This window comes from Verrucosispora sp. NA02020, assembly GCF_013364215.1.
Classification (GTDB): Bacteria; Actinomycetota; Actinomycetes; order Mycobacteriales; family Micromonosporaceae; genus Micromonospora.
The window spans coordinates 3613395-3637895 of sequence record NZ_CP054923.1; the positions used below are offsets into that span (position 1 = coordinate 3613395).

The following is a 24501-nucleotide window of genomic DNA, read 5'->3' on the forward strand; positions in this document are numbered from 1 at the left end:
CGCCCGACACGTCCCGCCCGACGTCACCGAACAGCTCCGGCATGTCGGCTTTCCACCCTGTTCCCGCGCACCGGCGTGGCTCCTCGGGCCACCGGTTGGAGGATCGATGTCAGACCTGACCCGACGGCAGGCTCTCAAGATGGGCGCGGCCGGCGCGAGCGGCGCCCTGCTGCCGCTGCCGTGGACCGCCCTGGCCCGCGCGGACTCCGCCCCACCAGCCCAGGTGCTCGCCGCCGGTGACCTGGCACTGTGGTACGACGAGTCCGCCGGGACCGACTGGCTGCGCGCGCTCCCGATCGGCAACGGTCGGCTCGGTGCCATGGTGTTCGGCAACGTCGACGCCGAACGGCTGCAACTCAACGAGGACACCGTCTGGGCCGGCGGCCCCCACGACCCGAGCAACACCCGGGGGTCGGGGGCGCTGGCGGAGATCCGGCGGTTGGTCTTCGCCAACCAGTGGACGCAGGCGCAGAACCTGATCAACCAGAACATGCTCGGCAACCCGGTCGGGCAGTTGGCGTACCAGCTCGTCGGCAACCTGCGGCTGACGTTCCCCACCTCGGGCGGGGCGTCGCAGTACGAGCGGCAGCTCGACCTGACCACCGCGACCAGCTCGGTCAGCTACCTGATGAACGGCGTCCGCTACCAGCGCGAGGTGTTCGCCAGCGCGCCGGACCAGGTCATCGCGATGCGCCTGACCGCCGACCGGAGCGGGTCGATCTCCTTCACCGCCACCTTCGACAGCCCGCAGCGGACCACGCTGTCCAGCCCTGACGGCACCACGATCGCCCTCGACGGGGTCTCCGGCAACCAGGAGGGCGTCACCGGCGCGGTGCGGTTCCACGCCCTGGCGAACGCGACCGTCAGCGGCGGCACGGTGACGAGTTCCGGCGGCACGCTGCGGGTCACCAACGCCACCAGCGTGACCCTGTTGATCTCGATCGGATCCAGCTACGTCACCTACCGCAACGTCGGCGGGGACTACCAGGGCATCGCGCGGCGCCACCTGACCGCCGCCCGGGCCAGCAGTTACGACCAACTCCGCAGCCGGCACGTGGCCGACTACCAGGCGCTGTTCGGCCGGGTCAGTCTCGACCTCGGCCGGACCGCCGCCGCCGACCAGCCGACCGACGTGCGGATCGCGCAGCACAACAGCGTCAACGACCCGCAGTTCTCCGCGCTGCTGTTCCAGTTCGGCCGGTACCTGCTGATCTCGTCCTCCCGGCCGGGCACCCAGCCGGCCAACCTCCAGGGCATCTGGAACGACTCGCTGACCCCGGCGTGGGACTCGAAGTACACGATCAACGCCAACCTGCCGATGAACTACTGGCCGGCCAACACCACGAACCTGGCGGAGTGCCACGCACCGGTCTTCGACATGGTCCGCGACCTGGCGGTCAGCGGTGCCCGCACCGCGCAGGTGCAGTACGGCGCGGGCGGTTGGGTCACCCACCACAACACCGACGCCTGGCGGGCCACCTCGGTGGTGGACGGCGCGTTCTGGGGCATGTGGCAGACCGGCGGTGCGTGGCTGGCCACCCTGATCTGGGACCACTACCTGTTCAACGGCGACGTCGAGTTCCTGCGCGCGAACTACCCGGCGATGAAGGGTGCCGCGCAGTTCTTCCTCGACACGTTGGTGACCGAGCCGTCCCTCGGCTACCTGGTCACCAACCCGTCGAACTCGCCGGAGATCGGCCACCACACGGACGCCAGCGTGTGCGCCGGCCCGACCATGGACAACCAGATCCTGCGGGACCTCTTCGACGGCTGCGCCCGGGCCAGCGAGATCCTCGGGGTGGACGCCACGTTCCGGGCCCAGGTCCGCGCGACCCGGGACCGGTTGGCACCGACGCGGGTCGGTTCCCGGGGCAACATCATGGAGTGGCTCTACGACTGGGTGGAGACCGAGCGGAACCACCGGCACATCTCGCACCTGTACGGGCTCGCGCCGAGCAACCAGATCACCCGGCGCGGCACCCCGCAGCTGTTCGAGGCGGCCCGGCGCACCCTGGAGATCCGGGGTGACGACGGCACCGGCTGGTCACTCGCCTGGAAGATCAACTTCTGGGCCCGGATGGAGGAGGGCAACCGCGCCCACGACCTGATCCGCTTCCTCGCCACCCCGGCCCGGCTCGCGCCGAACATGTTCGACCTGCACCCGCCGTTCCAGATCGACGGCAACTTCGGCGCCACCGCCGGGGTCGCCGAGATGCTGCTCCAGAGCCATGCCGGTGAACTGCACGTCCTGCCGGCCCTGCCGACCGCGTGGCCGAACGGGCGGGTATCCGGCCTGCGTGGCCGGGGCGGACACACCGTCGGCATCGCGTGGACCAACGGCCAGGCCAGCGAGGTCCTCGTCCGGCCGGACCGGGCCGGCACGGTACGCCTGCGCGGACGGCTCTTCGCCACCACGTACACGGTGGTCGACGTCGCCGACGGCACGCCCGCGCGGACCACGCGGATCGAGTCGGACCTGGTCGAGGTGACCGTCCAGGCAGGTCGCACCTACCGGGCCACCGGGCAGGGCGTCGCCCTCCCGACGCTGGAACAGAGCTTCACCAACGTCAGCACCACCAACGACACCAACACCGGCGTCGGCAACTTCGACGGCAACGGTGCCTCGCTCTCCGCGCAGGCCCTGGCCGCTGCGGGCGTCACCCCCGGCGCCACCCTGAGCCGCAACGGGGTGACCTTCCGCTGGCCCAGCGTCGCGGCGGGCGGAGCGGACAACGCCATCGCCTCCGGGCAGTCGATCAGCGTCACCGGCACCGGTCGTACGCTCGGCTTCCTCGCCACCGGCACGTACGGCGCGGTGTCCGGCACCGGCACGGTGGTGTACGCCGACGGCACCCGTCAGACCTTCACGCTGAGCACCCCGGACTGGTACGGCGGGCCGCACAGCGGGGCCACCGCGGCCGTGGTCAGCGCCTACCAGAACCGGCCCGGCAACCAGCGGCAGAACACGGCGGCCTGCGTCTACTTCGTGGGCGTGACGGTGCAGAACAAGGCGGTCGTCCGGGTCGAGCTGCCCAACATCAGTGCCCGCCCGGCGGCCAACGTGCCGACCATGCACATCTTCGCGATCGCCATCGCGGCCTGACGCGCCGGTCCGGGGCGGCGCGACGGGGAACGAGGGCGGGGTCGCCGTGGACCGGCGGCCCCGCCCTCAGCGGATCACTCGAAGAGGGACAGGGTCAGTGTCGAGGTGTACGCGCCGGCGGCCACGTCGGCCGGGGTGCGCAGGAACAGGTCGGCGTCGACCGAGTATGCCCCACCGGCGACCGCACCCGAGTCGAACGTGGAGACCAGCAACTCCTGGTCGACCAGACCCACGTTGTTGCAGTATCGCCCACAAGTCCCCAGGTGCCCCCTGTCCGCAGAATGCGCGGACCAGGGGGCCTTGTCATTTCTGCTCCGGGGGCCGAGCCCCCGGATACCCCGCGGTGCGGTGGGTGCGGTGCGTCGGTCCGCGCGGGGGCCGCGAGTTGATTTGCGTGGGTGCTGCGCGTTGGTTTGCGCGGGTGTGTCGGGCGTTGTGGACGGTGATCGGCTTCGTTGCCGCCTTGTCGCAGCGGGTCTGCCAGGAGCGCTGGAAGTTGCGCGGCTCGATGGGCGTGCCGTAGCGGGTGGTGAACACCAGGTCGTTGTCGTGCCACGCCTTAACGGCGGCTGCCCGTGCCTCGTCGCGCTGCTCGTTCCTCAGCTTGAGTGCGGCCAGGCAGATGTCGGGCAGGGGCAGGGTGGCGTCGGATGCCTGGGTCTTGGTGTCGCGGTGCAGGAGCTTTCCGCGTACGCGTTGCAGTTGGCGGCTCACTGTTCCCGTCTGGATGGTGCCGGCCGTCGTCCCAGGCCCGCTGACCTCATTCACGGAGGCCATGCAGCAGCGACACACGGCACTGAATGCCGTCGCGGTGGCATCGGTCTCGATCCCGGAAGCTGAGACTTGAATCCCACCGGCAACCTTCTGGGCAGGGCCTTCTGCTCGGTGACCTCTTCGGCGATCCCGAAGGCGTCAGCATTAGTGGCTTTTGCGGCTCGCGAGTGGCGCGGAGGCCGTCGGATATCCCTCATCGTGTGGCGCGCGCAAAGCACGCTCGCCGGGGTCCGCCAAGCCAGACAGCACGTGATACGTAACAGTGAGTGCGGATCACGTGTACCCTGTCTTCCCGTGAGGCGCACAGAGGGGACGTGATCGATGTCTGGGGCGACGATCAACGGACAGACCTTCACGTTGCAGGACCTGTTCGATCGTGCGACCTACGACATCGACTACTACCAGCGTGAGTACGCCTGGACCCACGAGGACATTCGCACGCTGGTCAACGACCTGGGCACGCAGTTCGAAGAGGCCAAAGCGGACCCCCGGACAAGGCGCGGCATACATCGCGCCGACCCCTACTTCCTGGGCCCGTTCGTCTACTACGAACAGCGCCGCGGGCTCCGGTTTCTTGTCGACGGTCAGCAGCGCTTCACCACACTGCACCTGATCTTCATGCACCTCTACCGGCAGGCACTCGCACTCGGGAACCGCAACGCGGTCGACAAGCTGGTCCGTGTCATCCGCGAACCGCACGTCGGCGGCTGGCGCTTCCGCATCAACATCGCCGAGCGCCGCGACGCACTGCAGGCGCTCTATGACGGACGCGGTTACGAGCCGCCGCTGGCTTCGTCGCTCTCACTACGCAATCTGTGCACCCGCAGCGAGGAGTTGCGTGAGCTGCTCGAAGCGCGGATTGAGGCCGAGGACGTTCCCAGCTTCGTCGACTGGATCCTGAACCGGGTCCTCCTGGTCGGCATCGAGGCGCCGAGCCGGGACAGCGGCTTCAAGATCTTCGAGTCGATGAACGACCGCGGCGCCCGGCTAACCCCGGTCGACCTCCTCAAGAGCTATCTGCTCTCTCGGGTCGGCCACGACGAGGAGGAACTGAACCTCCAGTGGCGCAAAATGCTCGCCGAGCTGACCCCCGCTCGCGACGACCCGGGTGCACCGAGCCGCTTCCTGAAGGCCGCACTGGTGGCCCATCACGGCCGCCTGGACGAAGGCTTCACCGACGTCGAGGACATCAACTCGTCCCTGCACTTGTGGGTTAAACGCAACGCCGAGGACCATCTGGCCCTGCGAGGTCCACACCAGTTCTTCGGATTCGTCGAACGCCTCATCCGCCTGGCCGGCACCTACCGCACCTTCCAGTCCGCCACCCACCAGCTCGACCGCGACCACGGTCTCGAAGCGCTCTACTTCAACAACATCAACGGACTGTCGAACCAGATGGCGTTCGTCCTGGCCGCGATACGCCCCGGCGACACGCTGACCGTCGCCATGGAAAAGGCGCGCCTCGTCGCCAACTTCATCGACCGTTGGTATGTCGTCCGGGTACTCACGGACGAGTCGGCCCTCGACCGGGACCTCGACGAACTCATGCCCAGGCTCATCCCGCAGCTTCGCAAGTGCGAGCGGCCGGCCGACGTGGCGTCGTTCCTCGTCCACGAACTGCCCGACGACCAGAGTTTTCACCCCGTCACGTCGTTCGGGCTGCGGGGCAACAACTCCGCACAGGTCAAGTACCTGCTCGCGCGCCTTACCGCCTTCGCCCAGACCGGCTGGGGGGAGCACGACCTCACCGACGACTACCTGGAGTCGGACCGGCGGTGGCAGATCGAACACATCTTCCCGAATCGACCCGAACGGCATTCCGAGGTACCCGACCCGATCGAATTTCGCCTCCTGCGCAATCGCATCGGCGTCCTGGGCCTGCTCAAAGCCAGCGTCAACGCGAGCCTCCAGGACACCCCAATCGAACGCAAGATCGAGGTGTACCGCAGTGAAAACCTTCTCCTTCGCTGCCTGCACCCGATGTTTCAGCAGAACAACAAGCCAATGCGGACCTTCATCCAGCTGCACGACCTGCAGGGTCACCTGCGCCCGTTGGGCTCGGGCGGGCTGCGCGCCGCCGTCACCGTCCGCGAAGAGCTCTACCGACGCCTCTGCGCGGCCGTCTGGAGACTTGATCGGCTTGGCTTCTCCGTCGAGGCACCGGTAGCCGATGCCGCTCCCGACACGGTCACCCCGGCGGCGGTCGTCCCAGCGCCTAGGAAGCCCGCCGGACGGCTGACGGACGTGCAACGCATGCTGCGAGACGGCGTTCTGTCCGCCGGCACGGTGATCACCGCTGTCGTTGGGAACGCCGAGGTCACGGCGACCATCGAGGCCGACGGAGCGATCCGCCTCTCGACCGGTGACGTCTTCCGCAAGGCCGATGACGCAGGTCGAGCGGTCAAGGGACGGCGCTGCGAAGGCATGAAGTTTTGGCAGGTGAGTAGGCTCGACGGTGCGCGAGTGTCTCTTCGCGAGCTTCGGGACGCTGCATTGGCGGGTAGCCGCCCGATTTGACGTCAGGCGAGATCAATTCCGCGCACGGCGAGGTGCAGCACCGGGTCGACGGCTCCGCCTTCGTTGCGGTCTCCGTCGAGGTCCACCTCGAAGTGCAGATGCGGTCCGCTGCTGTGGCCGAAAGACCCCAGGCAGCCGATGACCTGCCCGGCAACCACCTGCTGACCGACGTTCACGAGCGGGCGGATGAGGAGAATCTCGGCGTCCGCGTCGAAGGGGTCGGTGAACTGTCCGGTCCGGTTGCGGATCAACACCTTGAACCGGTCAGCCCGGCCGCCAGGTCGACCGCCAGCAGCCCCGTGCCAGCTCCGGTCGGGGGAGCAGATTGGGAGCAGCGGCGTGCCCTGAACGGCTCCCAATCGCGCCGAACAGCACTCAACTGCACCCACCCCTACCAGCAAGTTTCCGTTCCCGCAGGTCAGAGTCGGTGCGGCGTCCTGCTTCACACCGAAGAGGTCACTGGTTCGATCCCAGTATCGCCCACAAGTCCCCAGGTGCCCCCTGTCCGCAGAATGCGCGGACCAGGGGGCCTTGTTATTTCTGCTCCGGGGGCCGAGCCCCCGGATACCCCACGGTGCGGTGGTTGCGGTGCGTCGGTCCGCGCGGGTGTTGTCGCGGATGTGGTCGTCGACCCGTTCGGGCGGGATGCGGCGGTACCTGCCGTCCTTGGTGGAGTGCAGTTCGCCGGTGAGCGATCTTCATTTTGACGTTGGAGATGCCGAAGCCGCGCAGGGCGGTTATCTCAGCAGGTGAGTACCAGCGGGGGTGAGAGGTCGGGTCATGCCGCCACCCCGACCACGTCTTGTGGGCGAGTTCCTCCCGGCCGATGCGGTTGCGCTCCCGAGGTGGGGTGGCCCGGACCGTGCCGGCCGAGCAGACCATTACCGGGAGCCGCCAGCGTCAACGTGTGTGAAGGCCGTCTTGACGTGGCTGCCCGACCCCGCAAGGGCGGGTCGACGGCGACGAGTTGGCAGGGCCCTGCTGGCTGTGTCAGCGCCTCACCAGTCGCGCCACTCGTCGGTAAGTTCCGCCCGGTCGATGCCTCGCCGGTGGGTGAGGCCATCGACATCGACGCCTACCTCGCTCAGTGCATCGTCGATGTACTCGCACAGGCTTTCGCGCTCGCCGGTCTCGATCCTGCTTCCGTGTCCCTCGTCGATTGCATTGAGCGCCATGACGACCCGCTTGACCGGTGCGAAGATCTCGGCGTCGGAGGGCGCTGAGAGCGCACGCACGTCCGCTTCGTAGGCGTCAAGAGCAGCATCGATAGCAGCGATGAAGGGTTCTGGCCATAGGTGCAGAGCCCAGGCATCGTGCTCAGCAAGGGTGCCTACGGCGATGCGACCCTTCTGGTCCTCCACTTCGCGGCCCCAGTCTTCCGTGGGTCGTCTAGTCATGGCGCGCAGCGTAACGATGGCGCCTGCCGGGTGGGGAGGGCTATCCACGGTGCGGATCACCGCGATTCCCAAGATGACAGTCGTCCTGCATGATGACCGCGTGCACCCTTGGCAGCCGATCGACGGCCTCACCGTGCAAGGGCGGCACCTCCTAGCGAAATGGCGATCCGCCAGGCCGAGGAATGCAGTCTCCAACGAGCGGTTGACGCCTTCGTCGAGCGCTACGAGCTTCTACGGCGGCTGAGGCCCGATGACTTCGGGGCTTCCGTGAGGAGTGCCGACGTCGATGAGTGACTAGCTGGGTGACGACCGGCACACATGGGTGGACGAGGATGGGCTTCCGGACCAGCAGCGACCTACCCCGCCGACGTGTTGTAGCGATCAAGTGTCGCTTTAGACGTCGAGGCGTCGCGGAAGACAAGTTCCCACGGGCCGGTGTTCACGTCCATGTCCTTGCCGAAGCCGATCCACTTTCCGGCCATCCGTCGACCGGTCGGCTCGGCGATGAGCTGGATTGCCCCGTGGTACCGGGCGCCCCGGTAGTAGCCGGTCGGGTCGGTCTGCTCTACCCAGGTGCCGGTGACGACGGCACCGTCCAGAGTCAGGTCCAGCGAGAGAGACGAGGACGCCGAGCCAGGCAGGCTGCGTGCCGTCAATCGATCGCCGTGCTGGAGCAGCACCACGAAGTGTTGTCCAGCGAAGGAGTCCCCCCGCCCGCTGGAGTAGAACTGGTAGCGGCTGAGCCACACGCCTTCGTACGAACGGCCGGTTGTCGTGGGCTTGGACGTCGGTGTCGGCGTAGCCAGGCTGGACACGGGAGAAGTCAGGTCGTGGCCGCCGTGGTCGTCGTCAGCGACATGCCCGTTGGGTACCGCTGCGAAGCCCAAAAGTGAGATGGGTAGCCCGGTGACGACTTCCAGCGCGCGGGCGTAGACGGGGCGTGGCGCGGCGATCGTGCCGGACTCCCATCGCTGGACGAGTCGCTTGTTGGCGTCATTGGGCTCGCCGACGCGGTGGCCCGCGGCCTGGAGCGCGCGAGCGAAGTCGTCCTGGCTCATCCGCATGCCGGTGCGGACAGCGCGCAACGCGGTGTTGGGGGCGGTCATGACCGTCACCCTAGCGTCATGTCGCCCAAATGTCGCCGGCTATGTGGTTGATTTGTCGGGTCTTGTGCCGTCGCAACAGGTGACATCCCGACGTCACTGTGGATCTGCGACGGACGGCGTGCCGCCGCTTCCTACAGGCGGAGGTAAAGGATGCCGGGTAAAGGCGACGAGCCGGCGGTCAGCCGGGGTGAGCAGATCCAGGCGGCCGAGCGCGAGGCGGCGAAGCGTCGGCTGTTGGTCGAGGCGGAGGCGGATCGAATCCCGGTGGAGGAGACCACGCGGGCGGTGCCGGATCGGCGGTGGCGTCGTGGGCGTCGTTGAGCTGCTGCCGGTGGGGCGGGTGGCGTACTGGCGGGGGCGGCGGAAGCTGTCGCAGCAGGTGTTCGCCGATCGGTTGGGCAAGTCGAAGAGTTGGGTGGACAAGGTCGAGCGGGGAGTCCGCTCGCTGGACAAGGTGTCCACGCTCCAGGAAGTCGCCACGGTCCTACGCATCGACACGGCGGTGCTGCTCGGCCGGGACGTCCAGCCGACGGATGTGTCCGACCGGACCGCAGACGTCGAACGGGTCCGCGCGGCCCTGTCGCGGTACGCGATTCCCCTCGGCCGACCGGCGGGCAGTCGTCCGCTGCCGTCCGGCGCGCAGGTGGACCGGCAGGTCGCCTACGTCTGGACGACTTTCCAGCATGCCCGCTACGCCAGGGTGGCCGACCGGCTGCCGGAGTTGCTGGCCGACGTCGAGCACGCTCACGCGGCGGATCCGGTGGCGGGTCGGGGGTCGCTGGTGGAGGCGTACCGGATCACCGCGTCGCTGTTGGTGAAGATGGGTGAGCCGGATCTGGCGTGGCTGGCGGTCGATCGGGCGATGACCGCTGCCACCGGGGACCGCATCCTGGTGGCTGCGGCAGCGGTGCAGCTCGGTCAGGTGCTGCGGGGGTGTGGGCAGGTGCGGGCGGCCAGGTCGGCGATGTTGGCCGCCGCCTACCGGATCGCGCCGCATGTCGTCGAGGAAGGCGCACCTGAGGAACTGTCGCTGGGCGGGACCCTGTTGGTGCAGGCGGCGTTGGCTGCCGCCCGATCAGGCGACGAGACGGCGGTGGCTGATCTGCTCGACGAGGCGGCAGCACTGGCCGTCCAGGTCGGTGACGGGCATGATCACCACCGCGCCGGGTTCGGGCCCACGGCGGTGCAGGCGGCCAGGGTGAGCGCAGCGGTGGAGTTGGGCGACGGCGGCGACGCGGTGGCGTGGCATGAGAAGGCGACCGACCGGGACGGTTGGCGGTGGTTGCCCGTCGAGTACCGCGCCGGGCACCTGATCGACGCCGCTCGCGCGTACCTGCACACCGATGATCCGATCAACGCCGGCCGGGCACTGGTGGAGGCCGATCGGATGGCGCCGGCCGAGGGCCGGCACCGTCCGGCGGGCCGGGACGTACTCGCGCAGATCGTCCGCGACCCCACCGCGCCGACCACGCTTGTGCACCTCGCCGCCACCATCGGGGTGGGCTGAGAATGACCGCGCCGTTCCTGTCCCTGGCCCAGATCCGCAACCGACTGATCCTGACCGCCCGCTGGGTACTGCGCGACCACCGACCCGGCCCCGACGGCTGCTGCCCGATCTGCCGCACGGCGGACTGCCCGGTGGCTGCCGCCGCCCGGGACGTCCTCCGATCGGCGAAGGAAACACGGCTGTGGAGCCTCGCAGGACAGCCGGAAGAGGGTGACTCCGGCTGACGGCGGTCGTCGACCTGCATCGGTTGACCTCAACCTGACGTCAGGTTGCATGCTCTCGATGTTCGCGTCGGCGAACGGACGGGAGCGGGTGGAATGCGAGTGGTCCAGGTAGTTCGTTTCGGGGGACCCGAGGTGCTGGTGCCGGCTCAGGTGCCAGATCCGGTGGCCGGACCGGACCAGGTCGTGGTCAGCGTGGCGGTGGCGGGGATGACGTTCGTCGAGACGCAGATCCGGCGTGGCACCGACAGGTGGCATGAACGGCCGGAGGTGCCGTACGTGCCGGGAACTCTGGTCGCCGGGCTGGTGAGCGCGGTCGGTGCGCAGGTGGATCCGGCGTGGCGGGGACGGCGCGTTCTGGCCCGCACGCGCGAGACCGGCGGTTTCGCCGAGCAGGTGGTGGCGCTGGTCGGGGATCTGTTTCCGGTGCCGGACGGCCTGGGGCTTCCGGAGGCCACCGCACTGTACAGCGATGGCAGCACGGCGCAGGGGTTGGTCGAGCACGCCACGATCGGCGCCGGTGAGTGGGTTCTCGTCGAAGCGGCGGCAGGTGGGGTGGGCAGCCTGTTGGTGCAGCTCGCCCGTGCGGCGGGCGCGAGGGTGGTCGGAGCTGCGCGCGGGTCCCGGAAGCTCGATGTGGTCAGGGGCCTGGGCGCCGACGCGGTGGTCGACTACTCCGAACCGGGCTGGGCCGGGCGGGTCCTCGAAGCGACCGGCGGCAGGGGAGCGGATGTGGTGTTCGACGGTGTCGGCGGCCCGATCGGGCGGGCCGCGTTCGAGGTGACGGCCCGTGGCGGTCGGTTCTCGGTGCACGGTGCGTCCAGCGGCGAGGCCACGGTCATCGAGCCCGCCGAGGCGCGTCGCAGGGGTGTGGAGGTGATCGGCATCGAGCAGTTGTTCGGGTTCGGGCCGGAAGTGGCGCGGTGGGCGGAGCAGATGTTCGCCCGGGCGGCGGCGGGAGTGGTGCGGCCGGTCATCGGGCAGACCTTTCCGTTGGAACGTGCCGCCGATGCCCACGCGGCGATCGAGAACCGCACCGCAGTGGGGAAGACCCTGCTACTGATCTGAGCGCCTCGGAAACCGACCGGGCTGCGTCGGGGCATCACTGCCCCGACGCAGCCCCTGCTCCGGTGCGGTCAGAGCCAGTTCTTGTGCCACCTCTGGTAATTGCCGTTGTTGCACGGTTCGGCGTAGGCCCATCCGCTGTAATTGTTGTCGGCACACCGGCCGGTCAATTCGTTCGCCACTCGCGACGGCTGCGTGAGGAAGTACCAGAATTGGAGCGGCTGGCTGTTCTCGCACGCTGCGGTGTAGAGGTCGCCGTTGTAGTTGGTGGAGAGGCATCGACCCGTGGCGACGTTCACCATGATGTATCGGTGGACGATGGGGGCGGCGGGCAGGTCGTACCACTTCTGGTTGTTTCCGCCGTTGCAGGCCAGGGTGTAGACGGTGCCCGACGAGTTGCTGTCCAGGCAGAGCCCGGTCTGCACGTTGCGCAGGTGGTACACGGGCGCCGCTGCGGCGGACGCCGCCTGTGGCGCGGCGATCACCGTCATGAGGCTGGCGAGGAGGGTGATCACCATGGTGAACAGCGCCCCGGCGGACTTGCTACGGATCATTCTGCGGTCTCCCGGATGAGGTGATGACATTCGCCGTGGTTGCTCACGCTGAATAGTGAGCTTTGTGGACGGCGGCGGCAGTCATTACATCGACACGGTTGTTGTCGGCGCAAGTTTCGATCCGGTGACCCTCTACACAAGATCTGTAGTGAACTTTGGGCGAGTGGTGTCGTAGCGGCGGATAAGTGTTGTCGGTCACGTGAACCATCGACCGCCCGGATCGTCGTCATCGGTATGCGGGAAATTCGATCCACCGCGCGTGGGAAATCCATAGCGCGCTTCGTCCGAGCACTATCGACGCTGCTGCTGATACCGGTGGCGGTGCTGGCCCCCTCCCCGGCCCAGGCGACAGCACCGGCGGCGGCGGTCCAGACAGCCGCCGTCGACCCGGCCGCCGCGAACCTGACCGCTGCCAACCGGATCGAGCCCGTCGCCGGGATGCCCGACTGGTCCCGCGCGGGCTATCTGGGTGGCGCGCCGTTGCCGTCCGACGGCGACCTGGCCGGTGGCGCCTGCACGATCAGCACGGCTCGGCTCGCCAGCGAGTTCGGCGTCCGCGCGAACGACAGCATCGACGACAGCAGCGGCCTTCAGGCCGCGATCGACCAGATCAAGGACTCCTGCTCGCCCTCGGGCAACCACCGCCGGCTCTCCCTGATCACCCTGCCCGCCGGGCGGATCGACATCACCCGGCAGATCTACGTCGACGCCAGCTTCCTGATCCTGCGGGGTCAGGGCGCGGGCGACGGCGGCACCCGCGTCGTCTTCCGGCCGGGCGCCGACACCCGGTACGACACGCTGACCGCCGACGGCAGCCGGTGGCACCAGGACTCGATGATCTGGGGCACCGCCCCCGACGAGGGCAGGGGCGGCTGGATCTGGCCCGGTCGTGCGCTGTTCAAGGTGCAGACCCGCGAGGTCGCCGAGCGGTACCTGGACGAGTGGACCACGGCACCGCGCAACCGCAAGGACCTGTTCGAGGGGTCGATCAACCAGCACTGGGCCTCGGGCGTGAAACTGGCTGCGGCCTCCGGCGACCCGGGCTTCTCGGCCCGTACCGGACGCTCTGTGATCCACATCGACGCGGCGGCGAAGATGGACCGGTTCGTCGTCGGTGGCTACGTCTGGGTCGGCGCCGCGAACAGCCGGAACTTCTACGAGCAGCAGGGCCTGTCGCCGGACGACCCGGGCGTCCGCGAGAACCTGCACATGCGCCAGCAGATGTTCCGGGCGGTCCAGGTGGACCGCACCCGCAAGACCGTGACCCTCGACCGGCCGCTGGAGTACGACGTGCCGGTCGACTCGACGTCGGACGGCTCGGCGCCGATCGGCAGCACCGCCTACACCAGCAAGATCACGCCGTTGCGCGTGGTCGAAGGGGTCGGCTTCGAGAACTTCGCCTTCAGCCAGGAACTGCTGGACATGCCGAAGCACGGCGGTGGTCGCTACACCACGCCGCCGGGCGACGCGGTGCACAACTACGGCAACCTCGCGCCCGAGTACGCCATGCACGGCCTCGCCTTCAAGTGGGCCGCGAACAGTTGGGTGCGCGGACTGACCGGCACGATGACCGGCTCGCACCCGGTCGTCACGGAGGTCGCCCGCAACCTGCAGATCGAGCACAACACCTTCGACGGCGCGTGGAACAAGGGCAAGGGCGGCAACGGCTACCTGCGCGGCAGCCGGGTGTGGGACTCGCTCTGGGCCTACAACACCAGCCGGAACCTGCGGCACTTCACGTTCCAGTGGTCGGCCAGCGGCAACGTGGCGTTCCGCAACGACCTCGACTCCGACCTCAACCTGCACGGCGGCTGGGAACGGTACAACCTGTTCGAGGGCAACACCGTACGCGTGCCGTACGAGCACCGGTCCGGCAACTGCACCGCGAACTGCGGCGGTGAGGGCGGCGAGCTGGAGGACGGCACCTGGTTCCCGATCTGGTGGGCGGCGGCGGCCAAGGCGATCAAGTGGTCCGGTGCCTCCGGCCCGCAGAACGTCTTCCACCAGAACACCCTGATCAAGCAGTCCACGCCCGGCGGCCCGTTCCTGCCGTACGCGCCCTACTCGGTGGGTAGCGGCAACAGCAGCGCGATCTACCAGTTCGGCTCCGACGCGAACAACCCGCGCGCGTTCGCCCCGTTGAGCCAGGGCGGCGCACCGATCAAGGACTGGGCCGGGCGGGAGACCGCGACCTTCGACGGCCAGGGCGTCGTCGTCCGCAACGAGCGGTGGCCCTCCCTGTTCCTCCGCGACGTCGGCCAGCTCGATCCCCGGGACGAGAACCGCCAGGAGGTCATCACCTGGAACATGCAGGGAGCGGGGTCCGCGGCGGATGGCAGCTACCAGAACAAGTACCAAGAGGTGAGGAGCTTCCTCACGCAGAGCCAGGCATTTGTCGTAGCTCTGCAGGAAGCCGGAGTGCCCTCGCCGGGCATGACCCGTCTAGCCCAGCACCAGCAGAATGTCTACGATCGAGGCAATGTCCCGAATGGCCCGGGATTCCCGACCGTCGATGAGTATCGCTGGGGCAGCGAAGGGCGCCCCGGTAGCGCGAGGTTGTACTGGTTGCACACCGACACCTCACCGGCGGGCTTCGGGCGGGTCAACCTGGCGGTGGCCACCCGAGAGCCGGCGGACGAGGTCATCGTGGTCGCCGCCGGACTCAACGGCTCCCGTCCCGCTCTCGGCGTGCGGCGCGGCGAGACGGTGTTCTTCACCGTGCACGGCTGGTCGCCCGGCGGCCCCGACACGCCAGCTCTGCTGCAGAACATTCGTACGCACATGCAGAACAACCCGGGCCCGAACGGTCCTTACGAATGGATCGTGCTCGGCGACTTCAACCGGGAACCGAACAATCTCCGTAACGCGCTGCCTGCGCAACAGTTCGGAGTGATGGATCCGCCTCAGCACACGCATCCCACCCAGAATCCGACGCACAGTTATGACTACGGGGTGACGGATTTCGGGGGCGGGGCGCCGACCCTGCTCAACGCCAGGACACTGACGACGACCGTCTCCTCGGATCACTTTCCCGTCCGGTACAGCCTGACGCTGCGCGCGGCTGCGGAGAACCCACCGCTTGCCACTCCGACGCTGCCGGGCCTGGCGTTGCTGCGCAACGCCGCCACCACGAACGTGGCCGACGTCGAGCCGGGCGGTGGCCCGCTGGTTCCGGACACCGCCTATGACGCGGGACGGGACCAGCGGTGGCGGCTGGACTGGGACTACGAGTTCGACGGTCACCTGCGGCTACAGAACGTGGCGGACGGCCGGTACATCGGGCTGGAGAGCAGCGCGCCGAACTCCCGCGCCACGCTCAGCTCGGCACGGAGGCTCGACCAGTTGTGGCGGCCGATCATCGCCGACAACGGCGCGTGGACGCTGCGGAACCACGTGAACGGACAACTGCTCACCGCCATCACGCCCGGTGACTTCCTGCTGGGTGTCCGGGACGCGGACGGTTCGGCGGAGCAGCTCTGGTTCTTCGCCTCCCAGACCGAGGTCGGGGAGCGGCGGGAGATCCGGCACGTGGCGACGTCGCCGCAAGGGGAGACCGAGATCGATGTCGCCGATCCGGACGGCGTCGAGAATCGACCGGTGCGGCTGCTGCCGAACGACACGGCGACCGAAGGCTGGGAGCCGATCTTCGTCGGCCAGCGGGGTGCCGACCGCTGCTTCCATCTGCTCTTCGGTGACGAGTACCTGACGTCGTCGCCCGGCGGGACGGAGCCGCTGCCGGGTGGGCAGGTGGTACTGGAGCCGTACGCGCCGAACAGCGACGGCCAGGTGTGGTGCATGCACCAGGACACCGACTCGATGAGCATCTACAACATGACCGGGTTCCACGGTGCACCGGTTCCGTTGTACCTGACCGACCACGGGGTCCACGCCCAACTCACGGTGGAGTTCGCCGGCTCCGACGGCGTCGAGAACTGGCGCTGGGCGGACTGACTCACGTCGAGGCGGCCCCAGGCCGGGCAGGTCGCCTGGGGCCGCCTCAGCCGGCGCACCGATACCGACGAATGAGATTCCCGCGCCGTTGGTGCGGGAGGAAGGAACTCGCCATGGAGCGACTTCAGGGTAAGACCGCGCTGGTCACGGGCGGAGCGATGGGAATGGGAGCGGCAACCGTACGCCGGTTCGTGACGGAGGGCGCCCACGTGGTCATCGCCGACGTCAACCGCACCGTGGCGGAGGCGCTCGCCGCGGAACTCGGGCCGCAGGCCGTCGCCGAGAGACTCGACGTCCGGTCGGCAGAGGAGTGGGCAGCCCTCGTCGGGCGGACGGAGGAGCGCTTCGGCTCCGTCGACATCCTGGTCAACAACGCCGGCATCGCCGACCCCGCTCCACTGGAGCAGTGGGACGCCGCGCGGTTGCAGCGCACGTTGGACGTCAACCTGATCGGTGTCTTCAACGGCATCCAGGCCGTCGTCCCGGCGATGAAGCGGGCCGGCGGCGGATCGATCGTCAACATCGGCTCCGTCGGCGCTCTCCAGGGCGTGCCGAGGATGTCCGGCTACGTGGTGTCGAAGTGGGGCGTACGGGGCCTGACCAAGACCGCCGCGCTGGAGTTGGGCGTCCACGGGATCCGTGTGAACGCGGTGCACCCCGGCCAGATCCAGACGCCGATGACCGAAGGCGTCACGTTCGACACGAGCAACGTCGCGCTTGGCCGGGTCGGGCAGCCGGACGACATCGCCCGGATCGTCCTCTTCTTCGCCAGCGACGACTCGACGTTCGTCACCGGCAGCGAGGTGGCGGGCGACGGTGGGCAGATCGCCGGCCCGGCCGACTACCAGGGTCTGCCGCAATGACGGGCACGCCACACCCGAGGGTGGGAGAGGGGTGCGGCCTCAGGTGAACCGGCGGACCTGATCGCGGCGGTGGCCCCAGACGGTGAGTCCGGCGAGGACCGTGATCCAGACCGCGAGCATCACCAGTGACAGTGGCCCGACGGACTCCCCGGTGAGCGCGACCAGCACCAGGTCGGTCGCGCCCCGGGTGGGTACGAAGGGTGCGATCTGCTCGATGATCTTCGGCGTGTCCGCGTCGTCGAAGAACATCCCGCCGGCCACCGCCAGCGGCAGGAAGCCGACGCTGTTGGCGATGGCGGCCACCCGCATCGACATCAGGTAGCCCATCGCCAGCCCCAGCAGGGTGAAGGTCACCACCGCGACCATCAGCGCCCCCGCCGCCAGCAGTACCCGTGACGGCGGCGCCGAGGCGGCGGTGAACACGCCGGCCACCAGCAGGATCGGGATGACCGCCGCGGCGACGACCGCCAGCCCGACCAGCAGATAGCCGGACATCTGCGGCCCGATTCCACCGGGCAGGGTGCGCAGATAGTTTCCCCAGGCCGACTCCCGCTGCGCCGCGATCGCCACGCTGAAGTGACCGACACAGGCCATGAGCACCCCGAACACCACCAGGGTCGCGGTGGCCGAGGTGATCGCCACCGGGTCCTGGCCGATGAAGGGTACGACGAAGAACACCATGACTCCGACCGGAACCAGTGCCACGGTCAGGAACATGGTGGGCGTCCGGATGGTGTCGGCGAGGTTCCGCCGCGTGTAGGTCATGGTCAAGGAGGACATCGAACGGCCTTTCCGGTCAGGTGGTCCGCCGATCGCCGGTGATCGCCAGGAAGGCGTCCTCCAGCGAGGCGGATTCGATCTCGATGTCGGTGAAGGACGCGCCGGCGGTCACCAGTTCCCGGACCAGCGCGGCGGCATCGTTGGTGAGCAGATGGGCGCGGTCGTCGTCCGGCTCGATCGAGGCGACTCCGCTGAGTGCGGGCAGCACCGGGTCGGTCAGTGTGACCCGCTTGAGCCGTACCCGGCCACGGATCTCGGCGATACCGCCATCGGCGATGACCCGGCCCTGGTCCATCACCACCACCCGGTCGGCCAGTGCCTCCACCTCCTCGATGTAGTGGCTGGTCAGCAGCACGGCTCCACCGTCGGCGTGGAAGGACCGGATGCCGTCCCACAACGCCCGCCGGGCGTCCACGTCGAGACCGGTGGTGGGTTCGTCCAGGAACACCAGCCGGGGCCGCCCGGCGAAGGCCAGCGCGACCGCGACCCGCCGCTGCTGTCCGCCGGAAAGACCGCCGGCCTGCCGGTCGGCCAACGAGGTGAGGTCGAAGCGGTCGAGTAGTTCGGCCCGGTCCACCGGATCGGGGAAGTGCGCCGAGACGAAGTCCACCAGTTCGGCGACCCGCCAGGTCTCCGGGAGCCCGGTCTCCTGCGGCGTCACGCCGATCATGCGTCGGGTCGACTCGCTGCGCGGGTCACCGCCGCACAGCTCGACACTGCCGGAACTGGGCCGGAGCAGGCCGGTCATGACGTTGATCAGGGTGGACTTTCCGGCACCGTTGGGGCCCAGCAGTCCGAGTACCTGCCCGGCCGGGATGTCCAGGGACACACCGTCGAGCGCGGCCTTGTCGTGGTAGCGGCGGGTGAGGTCGCGTACGCGGGCGAGGACGGTCATGCGGCGGCCTCCGGGACCTGTCGGTGCGGGTCGGACATGATCGACGGAAGGTCGGGGAAGGCGAACGGGCTCGGGTCACCGTGCGGTACGACCGGCCACGCCTGCCCGGTCCCGCCGCGTGTCAGCACCAGCTCGGCGACCTCGGCGACCCGTTCGGGCGACAGGACGGCCACTCCCAGGTCGCTGATGAAGGGGACCGCCTCCCCCAGGATCGGGGTGTCGACGAAGGTGGGGCACAGCGCGTTGACGGTGACGCCCCGGGCGGCCACGATCGGCGCGACGGAGCGGACCAGCCCGATCACCGCGTGTTTGGTGGCGGCGTAGAGCGGGTTCATCGGGCTCTCGCTCAGGCCGGCCAGGCTGGAGGTGGCCAGGATCGCGCCGGATCCCTGCGCGGTGAACACCCCCAGAGCGGCGTGCAGCCCGTAGACCACCCCGTCGAGGTTGACCGAGACCAGGTCGCGGTAGTGCTCGGGCCGGAAATCGTCGGTGAAGCTGCCCTGTTCACCGATTCCGGCGTTCAGCACGGCGACGTCGAGGCGGCCGAAGTGCGTGGTCGCGGCCTGGACGGCGGCGATGTTGTCGGCCAGCCGGGCGACGTCGGTACGCACGAAGGCGCCGGCAACCTCCCGGGCGACCGCTTCCCCGGCCGGATCGACGTCGGCGATGACGACGCGGGCGCCGCCGGCCGCGAAGCGACGGGCGATGGCCGCACCGATTCCGCTGGCGCCACCGGTGACGAGTGCGACTGTGCCGTCGAGGGGGTTCATGTCTTCTCCGTGCGGGACGGGACCGGCCGGGTGGCGTGGTCGATGGCGGTGGTGATCTCCCGCACGTAACGGTCGATGTCGAGGGCGGGATCGCGGGAGAGCGCGGTGGGCACGGCGTCGATCACGCCGCGCACGATCCGGGCCATGACGGTGACGTCGAAGTCCCGGAAGTCGCCGCATTCCTGCCCGGCCGTCAACAGGTGCTCCAGCGGCAACAGCAGTTGCCGGTCGAATTCGGCGGGGTCGGCGTCGGACACATCGGCCAGGCCGCCGCTGGTGAGGATCTCGACGAGGGCGATCATCCGGGCCGGGTGGACGCGCATGTATCCCAGGTTCGAACTGATGTAGGCCCGTAGTTGGCCTGCCGGTGTGGTCTCGGCATCGATCACCGGTGCCATGGACGCTGCGGCGTCGGCGTAGACGGTGGTGACGACCTGCGTGATCAGTTCGGACTTCCCCGCGAAGTGGTACGAGATCAGCCCACGGCTGATACCCGCCCGGGCACCGATCTTGCCCATCGACGCGCGGTGATAGCCGACCTCGGCGATGGTCTCCACGGCGGCGTTCACGATCTGCGCCCGCCGCGCCTCCTCGATGAAGGAGCGTGGCTGGCCGCCGTGATCAGGATTTGGCACCATGGCCAAAATTTAGCACGCACTGCCAACGGCCCGTCAGTGCAGCCAGTTCCGCCGGGATCTGTGGGTCGCTCCGAGGACCGCGCGCCCGCCGCGCGGGCGAGTTGTGCGTAGGTCGGGTGCCGGGATGCCGCTCAGGGTGCGGTGTGACGGAGGCCGTCGACGACGAGCGTCAGGACCTGGTCCGCATTGGTGCGGAAGCTCGGGTGGTCGTAGGCCGCGCAGATGCCGTTGATGGCGATCATGACGGCGTCGGCGCTCACGTCGTCGCGGATGGATCCGGCCTCGGCGGCGTCGGTCAGGAGGTCGGCGATGACCTGGTGCAGGGCCTGGGCGCCCTCGGCCAGGGTCTCCGAGCGGGTCGTCATGAGCGTCGCGAGGGTGCGGGCGAGACCCTCGTGGGCGTCCAGGTGGGCTACGAAGCCGCGCAGGAAGGACTCCAGCGCCTCGTCGGCGGGGAGGGCGGCGTGCAGCTCGCGGGCGCGGTCGCACAGCGCGGCGAGTTCTTCGCGGTAGACCGCCTCGGCCAGGGCCTCCCGGGTGGGGAAGTGGCGGTAGAGCGTGCCGGTGCCCACGCCGGCCAGCTTGGCGAAGTCGTCGAAGCGCAGGTTGAAGCAGTTCTTGGCGAAGAGTTCGCGGGCCTTGGCGATCAGGGCTTCGCGGTTGCGGCGGGCGTCGGCGCGGAGCGGCTTGGCGTCGGTCACGTGAGGTCCCAGGTTGACAAGTGGAGACTGTCTCCATATTTTTGGAAGTGGAGGCAATCTCCAATTATAGGGTACGAGGTGGCGCGTGAAGATCTTGATGTTCGGCCGGGGCGTTGTCGGTGCAGCCTATGGGTGGGCCCTGGAACGGGCCGGGCACCATGTCGAGTTCTACGTCCGGCCGGGGCGTGCGGCGACGTACGGGGACACGATCGACGTTGATCTGCTGGACGCGCGACGGCGGCCGTGGGGGAAGCGGGTCGTGGAGAAGTGGCCGGTGCGCCTCCGCGAGTCGCTGGAGCCGGACCATGACTTCGACCTGATCGTGCTGAGTGTGCAGCACTACGGCTTCGCCGAGGCGGCGGCGTTCCTGGGGCCACGCGTGGGCGGGGCCACCGTGCTCGTCTTCAACAACCTGTGGGTCGAGCCGCTCACCGCGATCGAGCATCTCCCCACCGAGCAGGTGGCCTGGGGCTTTCCCGGGGCCGGCGGAGGGTTCGGCGACGACGGGGTGCTGCGGGCGTCCCTGCTGCCGATGGTCTTCCTCGGTACGCTCGACCGGCCGCCGACCGAGCGGGAGCGGGCCGTCCGCGAGGTGTTTCGCGGGGCCGGGTTCCGGACCCAGGAGAACTCCGACTTCCGGGGCTGGCTGGCGGTCCACTTCGTCCAGAACGCGGGTCTGCACACGCAGAGCCTGCGGCGGGGTTCCCTGTCCACGCTGACGCGGGGCGACATGCGCGAGGCGATCCTCGCCGTCCGCGAGCTGCTGCCGCTGGTCGAGGCGCGGGGCGTCGACCTGCGGCGGCATCGGTCCTCGCTGCTGCCGTTCACCGGACCCGTCTGGCTGGCCGCGCCGGCACTCGCCTGGATGATGGGCCGATTCCCGCCGGCGCGCAGGGTGACGACGGCGCACGCCAACCCCGAGGAGTTGCGCGCGGTCTGCCGCGACACGCTGGCGGAGGCGCGCCGGCTCGGCATACGGGTGCCCCGGCTAGAGGCGGCCGAGCCCTACTTCGCCGACGCGACGACGGCGGGAACGGCGGCGGCTGCGTAGTCGGTGCATGTAAGGAGGGGTCCCCTGCTAACGCCTGGTGTATAGCAGGGGACCCCTCCTTACATGCGACGCCGCGCGTCACCGAGTCTGGAGCCGCCTACGCCGGCTGCGTTCCTTGCGTCGGCTGCGCCGGCTGCGGATCCGGTTGGAACGCCACGTCGGTGACGTCGGCGACCAGCTCGGTGAAGTCGGTGCCGTAGGCGGCGGGCTCGATGATGCGCAGCACCAGCGCGAACGGCCGGTCGGCGCCGTAGGTGCGGGCCAGTTCCGGGTGGTGCGTGCTCAGGTAGCGGGCGGCGGCGAGGTTGCTGCCGGCGGTCAGGCCGCCGATGAAGAACACCGGGCGACCACCCACCGGACCCCAGAACCGGGCGAGCAGGACGTAACTGGTCTCCGGGCGGTAGACGTACTCGGTGCCGCCGACCGTGAACGACCTCCGACGCTTCTCCTCGTCGAAGATCTCGTACGTCACGCCACGGAGGATCGCGCGTACGTGCGTGACGCTGCGCGGGCTGGCACCGCCGGGGCCGCCGACGCAGAACTCGGTCAGCCGGCCGATCTCCCCGGTCGGCTGGTCCTCACCGACGCGGTCCGCGTGCGCGCCGCATTCCCGGGCGATGGTGGCCAGCTCCACCAGTGCGGCGACGTCGCGGCGGTGGACGCTGAACTCGCGCGGCGACGACGCGTGCCGGGAGACCACCAGGAGGCAGCTCGCTCCGGCGGTCAGGCCGAAGAACGCCCGTGCCCGGTTCAGCTTGCGCCGACGTAACAGAAACCCCGAGAGCCAGACCGCCGTACCGGCGATGACGCTCGCCAGCAGATTGATCACAAGGTCACCCACGCCTCGATCATGTCCGATGCCGTCACGCCGGGCGTCAGCGGCGGGGTAGCACGCCGAGGAGGGTCGCGGTCAGGGCCAGCCTCAGGGAGTCCCGTAGCTCCATGTGGAAGCGGGCCAGGTCGGGTTCGGCCTGGTAGGCCGCCTCCAGGCTGGGCGGCGGTGTGCTGTACGCCGACAGCGCTCCGGCCATGACCATGGTCTGCAGGCTGAACAGCGTGGCGGTCTCGCCCAACTCCGGCAGGCGCTTCTCGATCAGGGCGGTCATGGTGGCCAGGTGCGCCTTCGAGGCGCGCTTGTGGCGCAGGGCGACCTCGACGGAGACGTTGTGTTCCAGGACGGCGACCTGTGCGCCGAAGAGGTCGCAGAGCACCACTCGGGCGGCCAGTGAGCGGCTGAGGACCTCGGCCACCGCCGTCGCCCGCTCGGCCATGGGCAGGTCGTCGTCGACCGAGTCGGCCAACTCGCCGGCCAGGTCGGCAAGCCACTCCTGGAGGTGGCGGTCCAGCAGTTCGAGCAGCACCGCCTCGCGGGACTCGAAGTAGCGCAGCACGTTCGGCTTCGCCAGACCCACCCGGCGACTCAGCTCGTTCAGGGTGACCGAGGCCACGGGCATCTCGTCGAGCATCGCCGACGCCGCGTCGAGGATCGCCCGTCGGCGGATCTCGCGCTGCTCCTCGGTCCGCGCCCGCTGGAAGGTCACGATCGCCAGCCTAGCTTAGGTACCTCCGGTACGTTGACAACGTACCGTGAGTACTTTAGCGTCGTCGTTACAAAGTACCTCCGGTACCTAAAGCGATGGGGAGCCTCGCATGAGCGAGAAGTGGACGACGGCGAACATCCCGGACCAGCGCGGGCGGGTCGCCGTGGTGACCGGCGCCAACACCGGACTGGGGTACGAGACCGCGAAGGCGCTCGCCGCACGCGGCGCGTCCGTGGTGCTCGCCGTACGCGACGTGACGAAGGGCCAGCAGGCCGCAGCACGGATCGCCGGGGACGTGACCGTGCAGGCACTGGACCTGACCTCGCTCGACTCCGTCCGGAGCACAGCGGGGGAGCTACGGTCCCGACTCGACCGGATCGACCTGCTGATCAACAACGCCGGGGTGATGTACACCCCGAAGCAGACCACCCGCGACGGCTTCGAGCTGCAGTTCGGCACCAACCACCTCGGGCACTTCGCGCTCACCGGGCTGCTGCTGGACCTGATGCGGCCGGTGCCCGGCTCACGGGTGGTGACGGTCAGCAGTGTCGGCCACCGCATCCGGGCCGACATCCACTTCGACGACCTGCACTGGGAGCGGTCGTACGGCCGGGTCGCCGCCTACGGACAGTCCAAGCTCGCCAACCTCATGTTCACCTACGAGTTGCAGCGCCGCCTCGCCCCGCACGGCACCACCGTCGCGGTCGCCGCGCACCCCGGCATGTCCAGCACCGAACTCGCCCGCAACAGCCCGCCGGCACTCCGGCTGCCACTCACCTGGCTCGCGCCGCTGATCACCCAGTCACCGGCGATGGGCGCGCTGCCGACCCTGCGCGCCGCCACCGACCCCGCCGTGCTCGGCGGCCAGTACTACGGCCCCGGCGGACGCAACGAGGTCATGGGCCACCCCCGACTGGTCACCTCCAGCCCGAAGTCCTACGAGGTGGCCGTCCAGAAGCGGCTCTGGGCTGTCTCCGAAGACCTCACCGGCGTCACGTTCCCGGCCGTCCAATCCGAGCAGAGCCCGATCTCGACCGGGCCGGTCGTGACGGCATAGTCCGCGTCAC

Annotated in this window: 22 protein-coding genes and 2 pseudogenes; 10 read left to right on the forward strand and 14 right to left on the reverse strand. The window is 69.1% G+C overall.

Translation table 11 applies throughout. From position 1 onward, the window contains the following. Window positions 1-106 precede the first annotated feature (106 nt). Window positions 107-3103: a glycoside hydrolase N-terminal domain-containing protein gene (locus tag HUT12_RS15655; protein WP_176093838.1), complete on the forward strand. Its 2997-nt coding sequence runs from the start codon at window positions 107-109 to the stop codon at window positions 3101-3103. Between the two features lie 74 nt (window positions 3104-3177). Here the strand turns inward: HUT12_RS15655 and HUT12_RS15660 are convergent, their stop codons facing one another. Further along, on the reverse strand, window positions 3178-3336 hold the full coding sequence (locus HUT12_RS15660; protein WP_176093839.1) for a hypothetical protein: 159 nt from the start codon (window positions 3334-3336) through the stop codon (window positions 3178-3180). 70 nt (window positions 3337-3406) lie between these two features. Next, window positions 3407-3817, reverse strand: a complete 411-nt coding sequence (locus HUT12_RS15665; protein ID WP_254876760.1) for a hypothetical protein — start codon at window positions 3815-3817, stop codon at window positions 3407-3409. Between the two features lie 381 nt (window positions 3818-4198). Between HUT12_RS15665 and HUT12_RS15670 the strand changes: the two genes are divergently transcribed. Continuing rightward, the gene (locus HUT12_RS15670) at window positions 4199-6394 is read left to right on the forward strand and encodes a DUF262 domain-containing protein (RefSeq protein WP_176093840.1); all 2196 of its coding nucleotides are present in this window, start codon (window positions 4199-4201) and stop codon (window positions 6392-6394) included. Window positions 6395-6396: 2 nt separating this feature from the next. On the opposite strand, the pseudogene HUT12_RS32830 reads toward HUT12_RS15670, so the two are convergent. From HUT12_RS32830 to HUT12_RS15685, 4 genes and pseudogenes are all read right to left on the reverse strand, one after another. Next, a pseudogene (locus tag HUT12_RS32830) lies at window positions 6397-6579 on the reverse strand (peptidoglycan DD-metalloendopeptidase family protein); the annotation flags it as partial. 426 nt (window positions 6580-7005) lie between these two features. Then, window positions 7006-7176: pseudogene (locus HUT12_RS33365) on the reverse strand (DNA-binding protein); the annotation flags it as partial. A gap of 216 nt (window positions 7177-7392) precedes the next feature. After that, window positions 7393-7851, reverse strand: a complete 459-nt coding sequence (locus HUT12_RS15680) for a hypothetical protein (protein WP_254876833.1) — start codon at window positions 7849-7851, stop codon at window positions 7393-7395. A 296-nt stretch (window positions 7852-8147) separates the two neighbouring features. Beyond that, window positions 8148-8897 (reverse strand): DNA-binding transcriptional regulator, encoded by a 750-nt coding sequence (locus HUT12_RS15685; protein WP_176093841.1) that lies wholly within the window; start codon window positions 8895-8897, stop codon window positions 8148-8150. Window positions 8898-9047: 150 nt separating this feature from the next. On the opposite strand from HUT12_RS15685, the gene HUT12_RS32835 reads away from it, so the two are divergent. The 4 genes from HUT12_RS32835 to HUT12_RS15700 all read left to right on the forward strand — a co-directional run bounded on the left by HUT12_RS32835 (window position 9048) and on the right by HUT12_RS15700 (window position 11693). Further along, on the forward strand, window positions 9048-9218 hold the full coding sequence (locus HUT12_RS32835; protein ID WP_254876834.1) for a hypothetical protein: 171 nt from the start codon (window positions 9048-9050) through the stop codon (window positions 9216-9218). Further along, on the forward strand, window positions 9205-10404 hold the full coding sequence (locus HUT12_RS15690; RefSeq protein ID WP_254876835.1) for a helix-turn-helix domain-containing protein: 1200 nt from the start codon (window positions 9205-9207) through the stop codon (window positions 10402-10404). The genes HUT12_RS32835 and HUT12_RS15690 overlap by 14 nt, the downstream gene beginning before the upstream one ends. Window positions 10405-10406: 2 nt before the next feature. Next, the gene (locus tag HUT12_RS15695; RefSeq protein ID WP_176093843.1) at window positions 10407-10628 is read left to right on the forward strand and encodes a hypothetical protein; all 222 of its coding nucleotides are present in this window, start codon (window positions 10407-10409) and stop codon (window positions 10626-10628) included. A 162-nt stretch (window positions 10629-10790) separates the two neighbouring features. After that, entirely contained in the window at window positions 10791-11693 is a 903-nt protein-coding gene (locus tag HUT12_RS15700; protein ID WP_368660261.1) for a zinc-binding dehydrogenase, read from the forward strand. Between the two features lie 68 nt (window positions 11694-11761). Here the strand turns inward: HUT12_RS15700 and HUT12_RS15705 are convergent, their stop codons facing one another. Continuing rightward, complete coding sequence (locus HUT12_RS15705) at window positions 11762-12244, reverse strand: RICIN domain-containing protein (RefSeq protein ID WP_161594883.1); 483 nt, start codon at window positions 12242-12244, stop codon at window positions 11762-11764. Between the two features lie 315 nt (window positions 12245-12559). Here HUT12_RS15705 and HUT12_RS15710 point away from each other — a divergent pair, with 315 nt between their 5' ends. Together HUT12_RS15710 and HUT12_RS15715 are read left to right on the forward strand one after the other, a co-directional pair. Next, complete coding sequence (locus HUT12_RS15710) at window positions 12560-16195, forward strand: endonuclease/exonuclease/phosphatase family protein (RefSeq protein ID WP_176093844.1); 3636 nt, start codon at window positions 12560-12562, stop codon at window positions 16193-16195. A gap of 113 nt (window positions 16196-16308) precedes the next feature. Continuing rightward, complete coding sequence (locus tag HUT12_RS15715) at window positions 16309-17058, forward strand: SDR family NAD(P)-dependent oxidoreductase (RefSeq protein ID WP_176093845.1); 750 nt, start codon at window positions 16309-16311, stop codon at window positions 17056-17058. Between the two features lie 39 nt (window positions 17059-17097). Here the strand turns inward: HUT12_RS15715 and HUT12_RS15720 are convergent, their stop codons facing one another. From HUT12_RS15720 to HUT12_RS15740, 5 genes are all read right to left on the reverse strand, one after another. Next, window positions 17098-17838, reverse strand: coding sequence for an ABC transporter permease (locus HUT12_RS15720; protein WP_176093846.1), 741 nt, complete (start codon window positions 17836-17838; stop codon window positions 17098-17100). Between the two features lie 16 nt (window positions 17839-17854). Continuing rightward, window positions 17855-18733: an ABC transporter ATP-binding protein gene (locus HUT12_RS15725; protein ID WP_176093847.1), complete on the reverse strand. Its 879-nt coding sequence runs from the start codon at window positions 18731-18733 to the stop codon at window positions 17855-17857. Beyond that, on the reverse strand, window positions 18730-19503 hold the full coding sequence (locus tag HUT12_RS15730) for an SDR family NAD(P)-dependent oxidoreductase (protein WP_176093848.1): 774 nt from the start codon (window positions 19501-19503) through the stop codon (window positions 18730-18732). The genes HUT12_RS15725 and HUT12_RS15730 overlap by 4 nt, the downstream gene beginning before the upstream one ends. Further along, window positions 19500-20141 carry a TetR/AcrR family transcriptional regulator gene (locus HUT12_RS15735; protein ID WP_176093849.1) on the reverse strand — a complete coding sequence of 214 codons (642 nt, stop codon included), beginning with the start codon at window positions 20139-20141 and terminating at the stop codon, window positions 19500-19502. The genes HUT12_RS15730 and HUT12_RS15735 overlap by 4 nt, the downstream gene beginning before the upstream one ends. 131 nt (window positions 20142-20272) lie before the next feature. Continuing rightward, complete coding sequence (locus tag HUT12_RS15740; protein ID WP_176093850.1) at window positions 20273-20842, reverse strand: TetR/AcrR family transcriptional regulator; 570 nt, start codon at window positions 20840-20842, stop codon at window positions 20273-20275. 85 nt (window positions 20843-20927) lie between these two features. Between HUT12_RS15740 and HUT12_RS15745 the strand changes: the two genes are divergently transcribed. Then, window positions 20928-21893: a ketopantoate reductase family protein gene (locus tag HUT12_RS15745; RefSeq protein WP_176093851.1), complete on the forward strand. Its 966-nt coding sequence runs from the start codon at window positions 20928-20930 to the stop codon at window positions 21891-21893. A 97-nt stretch (window positions 21894-21990) separates the two neighbouring features. Here HUT12_RS15745 and HUT12_RS15750 read toward each other — a convergent pair whose 3' ends face one another. Next, window positions 21991-22734, reverse strand: coding sequence for a hypothetical protein (locus HUT12_RS15750; RefSeq protein ID WP_176093852.1), 744 nt, complete (start codon window positions 22732-22734; stop codon window positions 21991-21993). Window positions 22735-22768: 34 nt separating this feature from the next. Further along, window positions 22769-23434 carry a TetR/AcrR family transcriptional regulator gene (locus HUT12_RS15755; protein ID WP_176093853.1) on the reverse strand — a complete coding sequence of 222 codons (666 nt, stop codon included), beginning with the start codon at window positions 23432-23434 and terminating at the stop codon, window positions 22769-22771. Window positions 23435-23543: 109 nt separating this feature from the next. Here HUT12_RS15755 and HUT12_RS15760 point away from each other — a divergent pair, with 109 nt between their 5' ends. Next, window positions 23544-24491, forward strand: coding sequence for an SDR family NAD(P)-dependent oxidoreductase (locus tag HUT12_RS15760; protein ID WP_176093854.1), 948 nt, complete (start codon window positions 23544-23546; stop codon window positions 24489-24491). The last annotated feature ends 10 nt before the right edge of the window (window positions 24492-24501 follow it).

Excerpts from the sequence above, each read along its gene's own strand:
- HUT12_RS15655 (WP_176093838.1), top strand. The coding sequence starts at position 107 with ATGTCAGACCTGACCCGACGGCAGGCTCTCAAGATGGGCGCGGCCGGC.
- HUT12_RS15670 (WP_176093840.1), top strand. The coding sequence starts at position 4,199 with ATGTCTGGGGCGACGATCAACGGACAGACCTTCACGTTGCAGGACCTG.
- HUT12_RS15685 (WP_176093841.1), bottom strand. The coding sequence starts at position 8,897 with ATGACCGCCCCCAACACCGCGTTGCGCGCTGTCCGCACCGGCATGCGG.
- HUT12_RS32835 (WP_254876834.1), top strand. The coding sequence starts at position 9,048 with ATGCCGGGTAAAGGCGACGAGCCGGCGGTCAGCCGGGGTGAGCAGATC.
- HUT12_RS15695 (WP_176093843.1), top strand. The coding sequence starts at position 10,407 with ATGACCGCGCCGTTCCTGTCCCTGGCCCAGATCCGCAACCGACTGATC.
- HUT12_RS15705 (WP_161594883.1), bottom strand. The coding sequence starts at position 12,244 with ATGATCCGTAGCAAGTCCGCCGGGGCGCTGTTCACCATGGTGATCACC.
- HUT12_RS15715 (WP_176093845.1), top strand. The coding sequence starts at position 16,309 with ATGGAGCGACTTCAGGGTAAGACCGCGCTGGTCACGGGCGGAGCGATG.
- HUT12_RS15720 (WP_176093846.1), bottom strand. The coding sequence starts at position 17,838 with ATGTCCTCCTTGACCATGACCTACACGCGGCGGAACCTCGCCGACACC.
- HUT12_RS15725 (WP_176093847.1), bottom strand. The coding sequence starts at position 18,733 with ATGACCGTCCTCGCCCGCGTACGCGACCTCACCCGCCGCTACCACGAC.
- HUT12_RS15730 (WP_176093848.1), bottom strand. The coding sequence starts at position 19,503 with ATGAACCCCCTCGACGGCACAGTCGCACTCGTCACCGGTGGCGCCAGC.
- HUT12_RS15735 (WP_176093849.1), bottom strand. The coding sequence starts at position 20,141 with ATGGTGCCAAATCCTGATCACGGCGGCCAGCCACGCTCCTTCATCGAG.
- HUT12_RS15760 (WP_176093854.1), top strand. The coding sequence starts at position 23,544 with ATGAGCGAGAAGTGGACGACGGCGAACATCCCGGACCAGCGCGGGCGG.